Source organism: Photobacterium galatheae (genome assembly GCF_000695255.1).
GTDB classification, from domain to species: domain Bacteria; phylum Pseudomonadota; class Gammaproteobacteria; order Enterobacterales; family Vibrionaceae; genus Photobacterium; species Photobacterium galatheae.
The window spans coordinates 279,631-293,187 of sequence record NZ_JMIB01000004.1 but is presented as its reverse complement, the minus strand read 5'-3'; the positions used below and the strand labels follow the sequence as shown (position 1 = coordinate 293,187).

Sequence of the window (13,557 nt, the reverse complement as noted above, 5' to 3'; positions counted from 1 at the left end):
AATTAGAAAACGATTATGTTGACAGGGTATGTCTTTTTTAGGGCATACCCTGTGTTATATTCGGCCCAATAAATGCAACCAATTGAAATGATTTCATTTCTTATTGCTCTGGATACGAAGCTTTATTATGGACCTGATTTATATCATTGCCGCTTTTCTGGCAGGTTATTTAGCACTTAGAAGCAAACTCCCCCCGTTAGTCGGATTCCTGGTCGCGGGATTTGTTCTGAACTCTTTCGGCTATTCAACAACCCCCACGATCACAGCCATTGCAGATCTCGGGGTCACCATTCTGCTCTTTTGTATTGGCCTGAAGCTGGACATTAAAACCCTTTTGCAAAAAGAAGTCTGGGCCGGCGCAACAATACACAACATTCTGACGACCTCTGTTTTTACCTTTGCCCTATTTGCTCTCAAATCATTGGGGCTGGGTATCCTCGACAGTCTTGAATTCACGCAATTGGCCTTACTTGGCTTCGCGCTCTCCTTTTCCAGTACTGTTTTTGCAATCAAGGCGTTACAGGAAAAAGGCGAACTCAATGCAACCTATGGCACACTCGCCATTGGCGTTCTCGTCATGCAGGATATTTTCGCTGTCGTTTTCCTGACCGCATCAACGGGTAAATTACCTGAAATCACCGCACTGGCCCTGTTTGCCTTACCGTTGCTCCGTCCTTCTCTGTTCAGAATTCTGGATAAAGCCGGACATGGTGAAATGCTGGTCCTTTATGGCATTTTTCTGGCTCTGGTTGCCGGAGCCGGGCTCTTTAGCCTGGTTGGCATGAAGGCTGATCTCGGCGCTCTCGTGTTGGGCATGTTGCTGGCTGCACACCCCAAATCATCGGAACTGTCGAAATCGCTCTTTAACTTAAAAGAATTATTGCTGGTTTTCTTTTTCCTCAATATCGGACTTGCCGAATCCCCCACCTGGGAAGGGTTCCTGCTAGCACTACTACTCCTGTTACTGCTGCCACTGAAGGGCCTGCTGTACTATCTGGTGTTCCACCATTTTCATTTCCGGGTCCGGACCTCATTACTCGGCACGCTGACCCTGTTCAACTACAGTGAGTTTGGCCTGATTGTTGCCGGACTTGCCTATCAACAAGGGTGGTTACCAGGCGACTTTCTGGTCGCGATTGCAATCGCCGTTTCACTGTCTTTCTTGTTGTCAGCGCCTTTGAACAGCCTGAGCCACCGTATCTACCGGGAAAGCACACGTTGGTTAAAAGAATTTGAGCCAGAAAAACTCAACCCGAATGACCGGCTGATTGATCTCGGCCAAAAGCAAGTGCTTATCCTTGGAATGGGCAGGATCGGCACCGGCGCTTATGAAGAAATGGTTCGTCGCTTCGGCCCTCAAGTGGTCGGTATCGAAAACCGCGAAGAAGCTGTGGAACAACATGTTCAAGAAGGCCGCCACGTCATCCTTGGAGATGCAACCGATCCAGACTTCTGGGCTCGGGTCATTTCCCGTCACCAGACCCGCCTGATCCTGTTGGCAATGCCTCACAGTCAGGCGAACACCTTTGCTTTGGAGCAAATCCGCCAACTTGGCTATAAGGGAAAAATTGCTGCGATTGCCCGATATGAAGATGAAGAAGCGGCACTCCTCGAACTGGGTGTTGATGCAGCTTTCAACATCTATCGGGAAGCAGGCAACGGCTTCGCCCGGCATGTTTGTGAATCAGTCACCGCAGACATTCAATCCTTTTAACCTCTCAGATACTTTCCAATCCTCAGAATTCTCCGAATGGCCGTACAGCGGCCGTTCGGAATTCTGCCCAAAAAACCAACCGATTCTAAATAAAATTCAGCATACCCGAAATTTATTAGAATTTATTCACCAAAGGCGTGTTTTTTACATTGATTGGCGGTTTTGGGTTGCTTTTGTTTGTTGAATACGCAATTTTAACAATCAGAACGGAACAAAAGCTGAGGGACAATAACAATACCCTTTCTTCATTCAGGCTTTGTTTCACCCAATTTAACCAAGTGTTGGAGTAGTCAGTATGTGCTCAGTATTCGGGATTCTAGATATTAAAAGCGACCCAACGGCCCTGCGTGAAACCGCGCTGGCCATGTCGAAGAAAATGCGTCACCGTGGACCAGACTGGTCTGGCATTTATTCATCTGATAAAGCCATCCTTGCCCATGAGCGTTTGGCCATTGTCGACCTGAACAGCGGTGAACAGCCTCTGTACAACGCCGACCGTACGCATGTGCTGGCCGTCAACGGCGAAATATACAACCATAAAGATTTGCAAGCAGAACTGGCCGCTGACTATCCGTTTCAAACTGAATCTGACTGTGAAATCATCCTGGCACTTTACAAAGAAAAAGGCCCGGAGCTACTGGACTACCTGAACGGTATTTTTGGCTTCATTCTGTACGATGCCGAAGAAGATGCCTATCTGATTGGTCGTGACCATATCGGTATCATTCCGCTCTATCATGGCCACGATGAACATGGAAACTACTATGTCGCTTCTGAGATGAAAGCGCTGGTCCCTGTTTGTAAAACGATTAGCGAGTTTCCTCCCGGCCATTTCCTGTGGAGCAAAAAAGGTGAGCCTGTTCGTTACTACAAACGTGACTGGATGAGCTTTGACGCTGTCACCGATGCTGAAACAAACAAAGAAAAACTGAAATCAGCACTGGAAAGTGCCGTGAAGCGCCAGCTGATGACCGATGTTCCTTACGGTGTATTACTGTCTGGCGGCCTTGATTCATCCGTGATTTCTGCGATTACCAAGCAATTTGCATCACGTCGTATTGAAGACAACGAACAATCGGATGCCTGGTGGCCAACCCTGCACTCATTCGCAGTTGGCCTGGAAGGTGCGCCAGATCTGAAAGCCGCTCGGAAGGTGGCCGATCATATTGGCACTGTCCACCATGAACTCACTTACACTATTCAGGAAGGTCTGGACGCCATCCGGGATGTGATTTACCACATCGAAACATATGATGTGACAACCATCCGTGCATCAACCCCTATGTACCTGATGTCCCGTAAAATCCGCGCGATGGGGATCAAAATGGTTCTGTCTGGTGAAGGTGCTGACGAAGTCTTCGGCGGTTATCTGTACTTCCATAAAGCACCAGACGCTCAGGAGTTTCATGAAGAAACAGTCCGTAAGCTACTGGCGCTGAACATGTTCGACTGTGCCCGTGCAAACAAATCCATGGCGGCCTGGGGTATCGAAGCGCGTGTCCCATTCCTGGATAAAGAATTCCTGGAAGTCGCGATGAGCATCAACCCACAGGACAAAATGTGCGGTAACGGGAAAATGGAAAAACACATCATTCGCGAGTGTTTCGGCGACCTGCTGCCAGAGTCAGTCGCGTGGCGCCAGAAAGAACAGTTCTCTGATGGTGTTGGCTATAGCTGGATTGACACCCTGAAAGAAGTGGCTGCTGCGAAAGTGACGGATCAACAACTGGAAACAGCCCGCTTCCGTTTCCCGTATAACACGCCAACAACCAAGGAAGCATACGTATATCGTGAAATCTTTGAGGAGCTGTTCCCGCTGGAAGACGCAGCAAAATGTGTCCCGGGTGGCCCTTCAATTGCCTGTTCTTCTGCCAAGGCGATTGAGTGGGACGAAAGCTTTAAGAACAGTGTAGACCCATCAGGTCGCGCCGTTGCAGCCGTCCACAACGAAGCCTATCAGAAGGCTTAAGACCGAGCGTTACTCCATCCAAGAGCGCGTCCGTCTTTGCTTGCCTTATCTCCGCATGCGAAGGCAACCTCAAAGGGGCCAGGAAGGCCCCTTTCTCTTTTCCTGCATCTCAGTACGTTCTCTGAACCCCAGACAGCGATTTCCAAAAGCAAAGTACATGTACAACAAGTGCAAGTACAAGTACAAGTACAAAAAAGGAGCCTCGCGGGCTCCTTTTGTCATCACTGAAGATTGTTCAACTTACACGTCGTAAGTTGTTGATGCCGTGTCACCACCTGTACCGGTCCAGTTGGTGTGGAAGTACTGGCCACGAGGCTGGTCGATACGCTCATAGGTGTGCGCACCGAAGTAGTCACGCTGAGCCTGCAACATGTTTGCTGGCAGACGTGCAGTGGTGTAACCATCCAGGAAGGTCAGTGCTGATGTCAGGCATGGCATTGGCAGGCCGATTTCCAGAGATTTCGCTGCCACTTTACGCCATGACTTCATGCTGTTATCCAGAATCGCTTTGAAGTATGGATCGGAGCCCAGGAACGCCAGTGAAGGAGCATTATCGAAAGCATCGCGGATGTTGCCCAGGAATGCAGAACGAATAATACAGCCGCCACGCCACATCAGCGCAACATTACCGTAATTCAGGTTCCAGTTATTCTCCTCAGAAGCCTGACGCATCAGCATGAAGCCTTGTGCGTAAGAGATAATCTTCGACGCCAGCAGCGCCTGACGAACCGCTTCCAGCCACTCAGCCTTGTCACCTTCCACTGGCTCAACCGTCTTGTTGAACAGCTTCTCGGCGTCTTCACGCTGGTCTTTCAGAGAAGACAGGCAACGAGCAAAGACAGACTCAGTGATCAGCGTCAGTGGGATACCCATGTCCAGTGCATTGATGCCTGTCCATTTACCTGTCCCTTTCTGGCCAGCTGAGTCCATGATTTTCTCAACCAGCGGCTCACCATCTTCATCACGGTAAGCCAGGATATCGGCTGTGATTTCGATCAGGTAGCTGTTCAGTTCAGTCGCATTCCAGTCACGGAACGCTTGTTCCATTTCTTCATGAGTCATGCCCAGACCGGTCTTCATGAAGTGATAAGCTTCGCTGATCAGCTGCATATCACCGTATTCAATCCCGTTGTGTACCATCTTCACGAAATGACCAGCACCAGATTCGCCAACCCAGTCACAGCAAGGCTCACCTTGTTCTGTCTTGGCAGCAATCGCCTGGAAAATCGGCTTCACGAACGGCCAAGCTTCTGCATCACCACCAGGCATGATGGAAGGTCCGAAACGCGCACCCTCTTCACCACCGGAAACACCAGCACCGATGAAACGCAGACCTTTCTCTTTCAGATAATCCACACGGCGGATGCTGTCCGGATAGTTCGAGTTACCACCATCAATGATGATATCGCCTTTATCCAGCAGCGGAATCAGTTGCTCAATGAAGCTGTCAACCACGTCACCGGCACGCACCATCAGCATGATTTTGCGTGGCGCTTCCAGTTTGTCCACCAGCTCCTGCAGGCTATAAGCACCTTCAATCTTGGTGCCTTTTGCAGGTCCGTTCAGAAATTCGTCGACTTTGGCAGCTGTACGGTTATGCGCAACGACCTTAAAACCATGGTCATCCATGTTCAGGATCAGGTTCTGGCCCATCACGGCAAGGCCGATTACACCAATATCACCTTTCATTCTTTTATTCTCCAATCGCTAACTTACTGGCTGCTACTGCATCCAAATACCATTCTGTTTTACCGTTACGGGCCTGAATTTTTGCGGCCGGGTAAGGCAAGGTCTCGGCAGGTTGTGTGTGGATTTCTTCCACAATGTCAGTTTTCCCTGCACCAATGACCAGATAAGAAATTCGTTTTGCGGCTTCCAGCACACGTGCAGATTTACTCACACGTAACTGACCACTTTGCGGATGAGGTGCCACCAAACTCAGTGCAGGCTCATCGTAATTTGTCTGTCCCGGGAACAGAGATGCGGTATGACCATCATCACCGACACCCAGCAGAATCCAGTCAAACACTGGCAGGCCGTGTTCAGACGGAATCACAGCCAGCATCTCTTCGGCAAAGCGCTTGGCTTCCGCCTGAGGGTCATCCTCACCCCGGATACGGTGAATGTTTTCTGCAGGAATGGCGACATGATCAAACAGCAGTGACTGCGCACAGCCATAGTTACTTTCTGCATCATCCGGGGCGACGCAACGCTCGTCCCCCCACCAGAAATGCAGATTTTTCCAGTTTACCCCTTCGGCATAAGGCGCTTGCGCCAACGCAGAAAACAATTGTTTCGGCGTACTGCCACCCGACAGCGAAACATGAACCGGTGTGTTCTGCTGGCTGATGGCCATCAGCTCATCTGCCAGGCTTTGAACAACGGCTTCCGCATTGTCATGAATTTTCAGCTCAGTCATGATTAAAGCTCGCAATATTCAGTGTTGGTCAGATTTGAACACGGAAAACGCCAGGCTCGATTGTCACGGGCCAGCAGTTCGTCCGCCTCTTTCGGGCCCCAGGTTCCACAAGCATAGCCAAACAGTGCATGCGGGTCCTGATTGAATGACAGGATTGGCTGGACATAGCGCCAGCAGGCTTCAACCGCATCGCTACGAGCGAATAGCGTTGAATCGCCACCCATTGCATCCAGCAACAGACGCTCATAAGCAGTCAGGACGTTGCTGTCCACCAGTTCGTCGTAACGGAAGTCCATCGCAACTTCCTGAGTTTTGAAGCCAGCACCCGGACGTTTCAGAGCAAAGTTCATCAAAATGCCTTCATCCGGCTGAATACGAAGCACCAGTTTATTATCCGGCGCATCTTTCCCGAATACAGGGTGAGGCGTTTTCTTAAAGTGAATGACGACTTCGGTCACTCGCGTGGGCAGACGTTTACCCGTCCGGATATAGAATGGCACACCATTCCAGCGCCAGTTGTTGATGAAAGCTTTCAGACCCACATAAGTTTCAGTACGGGATTCTTCAGAAACACCAGGCTCTTCACGGTAACCAGGCAGTTCTTTGCCCCGCAGTTCAGATGCGGTGTACTGCCCCAGCACCAGATTCTGACGCAGGTCTTCATCCGACAGTGGCTGCAGGCTGTTCAGCACTTTGGCCACTTCGTCACGCATCGCGTTCCCGTTAATTGCTGATGGCGGCTCCATGGCAACCATCGCCAGCACCTGAAGCAGGTGATTCTGCAGCATGTCACGGACGGCGCCGGCGTTATCGTAATAACCGCCACGCTCTTCTACTCCGAGAAACTCTGCGGCTGTAATTTCCACATAATCAATGAAATTACGGTTCCAAAGTGGCTCGAACATACCGTTCGCAAAACGGAAAACCAGTAGATTCTGTACGGTTTCTTTCCCCAGATAGTGATCGATCCGGAAAATCTGACTTTCCTTGAAATGCTGATGCAGCTTCTTATCAAGTTCCTGAGCCGTCTCCAGATCATATCCAAAAGGCTTTTCAATGATCAGGCGTTTCCAGCCAGTACTTTCATCATTCAGGCCATGGGCCGCCAGACTGGCTGGGATGACATCGTACAGGCTTGGGGGCGTGGCGAGATAGAAGAGGCTATTACGGGGGGTGTCAGATTGCGCAGCTTTTTCTTGCAGTCGTTGTTGCAACTTACCATAGTCATCACAATCAAGCGTGTTGATGGCCTGATAACCAACATGCTGACAAAACTCGGCCAGCTTCTCAGGATCGGTCTTCTCGGTTTTCAGCAGAGAGGCCCGAACTTTTTCTCTGTATTCCTCATCGCTGTGAGCGGTACGGCTGACGCCAAGGATAGAGAAATCAGAAGGTAACATCTGATTGACATACAGATGATACAGCGCTGGGATAAGCTTACGATATGTCAGATCGCCTGAGGCGCCAAAAATAACGATATCGCTGTTTTCAGGTATGACCATGTTCTTTTTCTTTCCCTAACAGGTGTACAGGTTTGACGGGTTGAAAGTCCGGCAAAGCATAACATTCAGAACGACAGTATGCCGATGTCCTGGCCTCTCAATTTAATAGTCTAAACCTATCAAAATGGGGGTTAACCCAGGGTGAAGCACACTATAGCTGCATTTGTCACAAAGTTACATCCCGCTAATTCTATCAATTGACGTAAAAACTGGAACATCATGGCCTGAGAAAATATCTCACTCCGCCTTTTTGGCCATCCCCTTTCTGCCATATCATGGCCGGACCTGATCCGAATGAACAAAAAAAACAAGAAAAATGCATTTAAAATGACCGAAATCTGGCGGATTAATTTTTTCGCCTGTGAAAAAAAATCTGAACTGAAATTTGATTTACGTCGATACGAGTCCTGTGAAGCTCAGTCAAAAATTGCTTGAAACTGCCCAATCTCATCATGACGTGCTGTCAACGGTATCCTGAGGGTTTTCTGAAAGTAATTAACAAAACCTATCATCACGAAATCGTTTGCTTGCATTTTTCAGTGAAATTCACCGTATGAAATTGTCATTTTGTTCCTCTCCAGATAGCAAAAAACCGTCACAATGACGGTTTTTTGCTAACAGGTGGAAGCTATCAGAATTAACGTTCCCAGTAGGCTTCTTCCAGACTGTCTTCCCGCTCAGGCAAACCACGCGACAGGCGTGGTGAATGCTGCGCCAGAACTTCATAACTGACTCGGTTTGAGTACAGACAAATCTGCGAAAAAGAAGAATACGTCAGGAAATCGTAGCTGTGCTTACTGGATTTCGGCACATTTTCTTTGTGATAACGATTCGCAGCCATGTCGTGCAGCAGCGCGGACAAAGCACCGTCCCCTGCGCCATTGGTATTCTTGATACGCTCAGGGCCACCCATGTATGGCGCAATATGCGAATACACCCGAATTGGCGTTTCACAACCTGCTTTCATCATTGGCCGGCTGAATTCATAGCGATTGAATTCTGGAATTTCACCCGGTAACAACGGCAGACTGGTTTTTCGCTTGGTGCTGTCTTCCGTATATCCGGCAGTATACAGGCCGACCGGACCAGCGGTACACAACACAAAATCGACCCAATCCAATGCTTTATCTGAAGCTTGCAACGGATCAGCATACCCGGTCAGGGCTTCCGCCTCGTCCTCGTTCATTGCAACAACAGTGACATGTTCTTTCAGAAAATCGCGCCACCACTGCGGATCGTCAGCAATCACAAACTTGGTGCCCAGGGTCAGAACAACAGGCACATCGTATTTTTTCGCATATTCGATAGCACGCATTGTCGCTTCCGGCATTGGATCGCCTTCTTTGCAGCGAACCAGATACGCCGTCAGAACCAGCGCAGAAGCACGCTCAAAAATGGATTCAGAAATGTTGTCTGGCTCCAGCTGGTTCATCCGACCTTCGTTAATGGCAAAGGTACGCTCACCATCGGGTGTAATCAATGCAAAACAACGACCGATCGGGCCATCAACCGGCTGAAGATGGTTCAGGTCCATCCGACTGGAAGTGTTCACCAGATACCGGTAGGCATAGCTGCCAATCTGAATATCCTGACTCATCACCCCAAGCAGAACCGATTTATCATCCGCCAGTACAGAATAATTATGGAGCGTATTACCAATGGTGCCACCGGCAAACTCATGTCGAATCAGGTCATTTTCTTTCAGTTCACGATACAGCGCTTCAGCCGCATCCTCAGCAATGACCAGAGAATGGCCTTTACTGAGTGAGTAGCGATTCAGGAATTCATCATCGACACAGGCTTCAATATCCACCAAGGTCTGATCAATGCCGACCACGTGCGTACGGGCGAGAGGCCTGCTGCTGGCCTGAGTCAGAAGGGGATCTCGAGCATGAACAGGAAAATAGTGTTTTGATTTACGTTGACCAGGAAATTTCATGATATCGCGCTGCCGGGTAGAAAAAACTTGCGGATGATATCACAAAATATAGAACAATGAAGAAATGGCTCACACAATTAGTGAGAGCCGAATCATAGTATTCACACAAGTTAAGAAAAGGTTACCAACTTTGGATCTGCTGCTGAACCAATGCTTCCATCATAGCGATATGTGCTGAACTGTCATTCAGACACGGAATGAGATTGAAGGTTTCCCCCCCGGCTTTCAGAAAGGCTTCTTTGCCCCCTTCTGCAATCTCTTCAATGGTTTCCAGGCAATCTACTGAAAAAGCCGGACACACCACATCCAGTCGTTTCACCCCTTTTTGAGCCAATTCAATCATTGTCGGCTCCGTATAAGGCTTCAGCCATTCTTCCCGGCCAAAAATCGACTGATAACTCATGCTCATTTTCTCCCTGGGCATTCCCAGAGATTCAGCCAGCAACGCTGTCGTCTCATTACAGTGAACCGGATAAGGATCGCCCAGATCGGCGTAGCGTTTAGGGATACCATGGTAGGAACAAAGCAGATAGTCTGGTTCACCCTGCTCTGCCCAAAAATCTGACACAGACGCAGCGAGCGCAGCAATGTAAGCCGGATGATCCTGATAATGCGGAACAAACCTGAGCTCCGGCAGATAGGCTGTTTGCTTCAAACTGACGGCAATTTTGTCAAACACAGGTGCAGTCGTCGTCCGCGAATACTGCGGATATAAAGGCAAAACCACGATTTTACGGCACCCCTGATCACTCAGTTTTGCCAGCGCCGACTGAATGCTCGGGTTCCCGTAAGTCATTCCCAGCGCTACAGGCATACCGAGCCGCGCTTCCAGCGCATCCCGCTGCCGCTGAGAATACACCATCAGCGGCGAACCTTCTTCCATCCAGACGGACTGATACAGTTTTGCCACTTTCGGAGAACGAATGGGTAAAATCGCGCCGAACAGAACTGGACGCCATATCCAGGGGGACAGATCAACAACACGCGGGTCACTCAGAAACTCTGCCAGAAACCGCTTCACGGCGGCAGGTGTCGCTTCATCCGGCGTACCCAGATTCACTAAAAGTACGCCAATACCTTGATTTTCCATCTTCACCTACAGGGTCATATTCATCTTCTATCGCAGCAACAGTGTACCACTCAGCGATTGATTTGCATCAGCGGGCAAAAAAAAGCGAGGAGTGATTCACTCCTCGCTTTTTACTGTGTTCTATACCTGCGGTCTCAATACCGCAAAGCATGAAATCACATTACTTCGACAGTGCTGCCGCCAGTTCTGCGCTTACATTAGCCACTGGTTGTGTGCCGTCAATCTTGATGTAAGTCGTGTTGCCTGCTTCCGCTTCTTTGCTGTAGTAGCTGATCAGTGGTGCAGTTTGGTCGTGGTAAACACCCAGACGTGCACGAACTGTTTCTTCTTTATCATCTTCACGAATCACAAGCGGTTCACCAGTCACGTCATCCTGACCTTCCACTTTTGGTGGATTGTAAACCGCATGATAAGTCCGGCCAGATGCCAGGTGAACACGACGGCCAGCCATACGCTCAACAATCACGCTGTCTGGTACATCGAATTCAATCACGTAGTCCACAGCAACACCGATCTCTTTCAGACCATCAGCCTGAGGAATCGTGCGTGGAAAACCGTCCAGCAGGAAGCCTTTTGCACAGTCGTCTTCAGCAATACGCTCTTTGACCAGACCCAGAATAATATCGTCAGACACCAGCTGACCTGCGTCAATCACGGCTTTCGCTTGTTTACCCAGCTCAGTACCCGCTTTGATTGCCGCACGCAGCATATCACCCGTCGAAATTTGAGGAATGCCAAACTTCTCCATAATGAATTGTGCCTGTGTGCCTTTACCTGCACCTGGAGCGCCCAGAAGAATGATGCGCATCTTGATCCCCTTTTCTAGAAATTAGCCGGAGTTTTGGAAAGTCAGAAAAATACACTGATTAGACCATACTCGCAAGTCCGCTGCCGAAACAGCCCAGCGTTTACATTCTTTATCAGCATACTCTTTGAAGCAAAACGGGCGCAGATCTGCGCCCGTTCAGTTTTTACTGAGCCAGCAGTTTGTTCACTGCCGACAGGAACTGAGATGGATCTTCCATCGACCCACGTTCCGCCAGCATCGCCTGACCAAGCAGCATTTCAACCCAACGGCCGAAAGCTTCTTCATCGGCTTCATCCGCCATCCGGTTCACCACCGGATGATTTGGATTCAGCTCAAAGATGTACTTCACTTCAGGCGCTTCATGACCGGCAGCTGCCAGTAATTTCGCCATCTGTGTTCCCATCTCATTTTCGTCAGTCACGACAACGGCTGGGGTATCCTGCAGTTTGAAGGTCGTTCGTACATCCTGTACACGCTCGCCCAGATAGGCTTTGGTACGCTCAACAACAGACGAAAATGCTTCTTCTGTCTGTTTCTGCGCTTCTTTTTCTTCCTCACCTTCAAAGCTGGACAGATCCAGACCGGCTTTGGTGATGGACTGGAACTGCTTCCCGTCAAACTCAGGCAAGTAACCCATCAGCCATTCATCGATGCGGTCATGCATCAGCACAACTTCCAGCCCCTTCCGGCGGAACTGCTCCAGGTGAGGACTGTTCTTCGCCGCATTGAAGCTGTCTGCCGTGATGTAGTAAATCTTGTCCTGACCTTCTTTCATCCGGCTGACGTAATCTGCCAGAGACACAGTTTGCTCAGCAGTGTCATTGTGAGTCGTGCTGAAACGCAACAGGCCGGCAATTTTTTCACGGTTTGCGAAATCTTCTGCCGCACCCTCTTTCAGTACCTGACCGAACTCGGTCCAGAAGCGCAGATAGTCGTCTTCTTTCTTCGCCAGTTTTTCCAGCATCGACAATGCGCGCTTGGTACAGGCTTTCCGCAGCGCCTGCGTGACCTTGTTATCCTGCAGGATTTCACGGGACACGTTCAGCGGCAGATCATTTGAATCAATCAGACCACGCATAAAGCGCAGGTACATCGGCATGAACTGTTCAGCGTCATCCATAATGAAAACGCGCTGTACATACAGTTTCAGGCCATGCTTGCTGTCACGGTTATATAAGTCAAACGGCGCTTTTGACGGAATATACAGCAGGCTGGTGTAATCTTGCTGGCCTTCCACACGGTTGTGGCTCCAGCTCAGTGGTTCAGCATAATCATGAGAAACATGCTTGTAGAACTCTTGATATTCTTCATCTGAAATCTCAGATTTACTACGAGTCCACAGTGCCTGGGCCTTATTGACCTGCTCCCACTTCTTACCGGTTTCCTGGCCTTCCTCATCGCGTTCGGCCGTTTCCATCAGGACCGGAATCCCAATGTGATCCGAATATTTACTGATGATATCGCGCAGGCGGTATTCGCTCAGGAATTCTTTTTCATCTTCACGCAGGTGCAGAATAATTTCAGTTCCGCGCGTCGCTTTTTCGATATTTTCAACGGTGTAGTCGCCTTCACCGGTTGAATGCCAGCACACCGCCTGATCTACGGCTGCACCCGCTGCACGGGTGTTCACCGTCACAGCATCAGCAACGATAAAGGAAGAATAGAAACCCACACCAAACTGACCAATCAGTTGTGAGTCTTTCGTTTGCTCTTCACTCAGCTTGGCGAAAAAGTCTTTCGTCCCCGATTTTGCGATAGTACCCAGGTGTTCAATCACCTCGTCACGGGTCATCCCGATACCGTTATCGCTGATCGTCACCGTACCGGCTTTTTCATCGAAGGACAGACGAACAGCCAGTTCGCCATCATTTTCATATAATTCAGGGGCGGAAAGCGCACGAAAACGCAGTTTATCCGCCGCATCGGAAGCATTGGAAATCAGCTCCCGTAAAAAAATCTCTTTATTTGAGTACAGTGAATGGATCATTAAATGAAGCAATTGCTTCACTTCAGATTGAAAGCCACGTGTCTCTTTATTCTTTTCCAGGGTTTGCTCGCTCATTTGAACTCCGTAATCCATGTTTACGTCATTACTGAAACCTAGATATGGGCACGC

Annotated in this window: 9 protein-coding genes; 2 read left to right on the top strand and 7 right to left on the bottom strand. The window is 49.4% G+C overall.

Translation table 11 applies throughout. The features are described from left to right. Window positions 1-127 precede the first annotated feature (127 nt). Window positions 128-1,714, top strand: coding sequence for a cation:proton antiporter family protein (locus EA58_RS03060; RefSeq protein ID WP_036748791.1), 1,587 nt, complete (start codon window positions 128-130; stop codon window positions 1,712-1,714). A 295-nt stretch (window positions 1,715-2,009) separates the two neighbouring features. Continuing rightward, entirely contained in the window at window positions 2,010-3,683 is a 1,674-nt protein-coding gene (asnB, locus tag EA58_RS03055; RefSeq protein ID WP_036748789.1) for an asparagine synthase B, read from the top strand. 240 nt (window positions 3,684-3,923) lie between these two features. Here the strand turns inward: asnB and gnd are convergent, their stop codons facing one another. The 7 genes from gnd to htpG all read right to left on the bottom strand — a co-directional run bounded on the left by gnd (window position 3,924) and on the right by htpG (window position 13,503). Further along, window positions 3,924-5,372, bottom strand: coding sequence for a decarboxylating NADP(+)-dependent phosphogluconate dehydrogenase (gene gnd, locus EA58_RS03050; RefSeq protein WP_036748787.1), 1,449 nt, complete (start codon window positions 5,370-5,372; stop codon window positions 3,924-3,926). A gap of 4 nt (window positions 5,373-5,376) precedes the next feature. Next, the gene (pgl, locus tag EA58_RS03045) at window positions 5,377-6,102 is read right to left on the bottom strand and encodes a 6-phosphogluconolactonase (protein WP_036748786.1); all 726 of its coding nucleotides are present in this window, start codon (window positions 6,100-6,102) and stop codon (window positions 5,377-5,379) included. 2 nt (window positions 6,103-6,104) lie between these two features. Beyond that, window positions 6,105-7,604, bottom strand: coding sequence for a glucose-6-phosphate dehydrogenase (gene zwf / locus EA58_RS03040; protein WP_036748785.1), 1,500 nt, complete (start codon window positions 7,602-7,604; stop codon window positions 6,105-6,107). Between the two features lie 637 nt (window positions 7,605-8,241). Further along, window positions 8,242-9,543: an inosine/guanosine kinase gene (locus tag EA58_RS03035; RefSeq protein WP_036748784.1), complete on the bottom strand. Its 1,302-nt coding sequence runs from the start codon at window positions 9,541-9,543 to the stop codon at window positions 8,242-8,244. Between the two features lie 121 nt (window positions 9,544-9,664). Continuing rightward, window positions 9,665-10,633 carry a ferrochelatase gene (gene hemH, locus EA58_RS03030; RefSeq protein WP_036748783.1) on the bottom strand — a complete coding sequence of 323 codons (969 nt, stop codon included), beginning with the start codon at window positions 10,631-10,633 and terminating at the stop codon, window positions 9,665-9,667. Between the two features lie 160 nt (window positions 10,634-10,793). Next, window positions 10,794-11,441 (bottom strand): adenylate kinase, encoded by a 648-nt coding sequence (gene adk / locus EA58_RS03025; protein ID WP_036748781.1) that lies wholly within the window; start codon window positions 11,439-11,441, stop codon window positions 10,794-10,796. A gap of 163 nt (window positions 11,442-11,604) precedes the next feature. Then, window positions 11,605-13,503 (bottom strand): molecular chaperone HtpG, encoded by a 1,899-nt coding sequence (gene htpG / locus EA58_RS03020; protein WP_036748779.1) that lies wholly within the window; start codon window positions 13,501-13,503, stop codon window positions 11,605-11,607. Between the last annotated feature and the right edge of the window lie 54 nt (window positions 13,504-13,557).

Coding starts and splice junctions, on each gene's coding strand:
- gnd (WP_036748787.1), bottom strand. CDS start 5,372: ATGAAAGGTGATATTGGTGTAATCGGCCTTGCCGTGATGGGCCAGAAC.
- adk (WP_036748781.1), bottom strand. CDS start 11,441: ATGCGCATCATTCTTCTGGGCGCTCCAGGTGCAGGTAAAGGCACACAG.
- pgl (WP_036748786.1), bottom strand. CDS start 6,102: ATGACTGAGCTGAAAATTCATGACAATGCGGAAGCCGTTGTTCAAAGC.
- zwf (WP_036748785.1), bottom strand. CDS start 7,604: ATGGTCATACCTGAAAACAGCGATATCGTTATTTTTGGCGCCTCAGGC.
- EA58_RS03060 (WP_036748791.1), top strand. CDS start 128: ATGGACCTGATTTATATCATTGCCGCTTTTCTGGCAGGTTATTTAGCA.
- EA58_RS03035 (WP_036748784.1), bottom strand. CDS start 9,543: ATGAAATTTCCTGGTCAACGTAAATCAAAACACTATTTTCCTGTTCAT.
- asnB (WP_036748789.1), top strand. CDS start 2,010: ATGTGCTCAGTATTCGGGATTCTAGATATTAAAAGCGACCCAACGGCC.
- htpG (WP_036748779.1), bottom strand. CDS start 13,503: ATGAGCGAGCAAACCCTGGAAAAGAATAAAGAGACACGTGGCTTTCAA.
- hemH (WP_036748783.1), bottom strand. CDS start 10,633: ATGGAAAATCAAGGTATTGGCGTACTTTTAGTGAATCTGGGTACGCCG.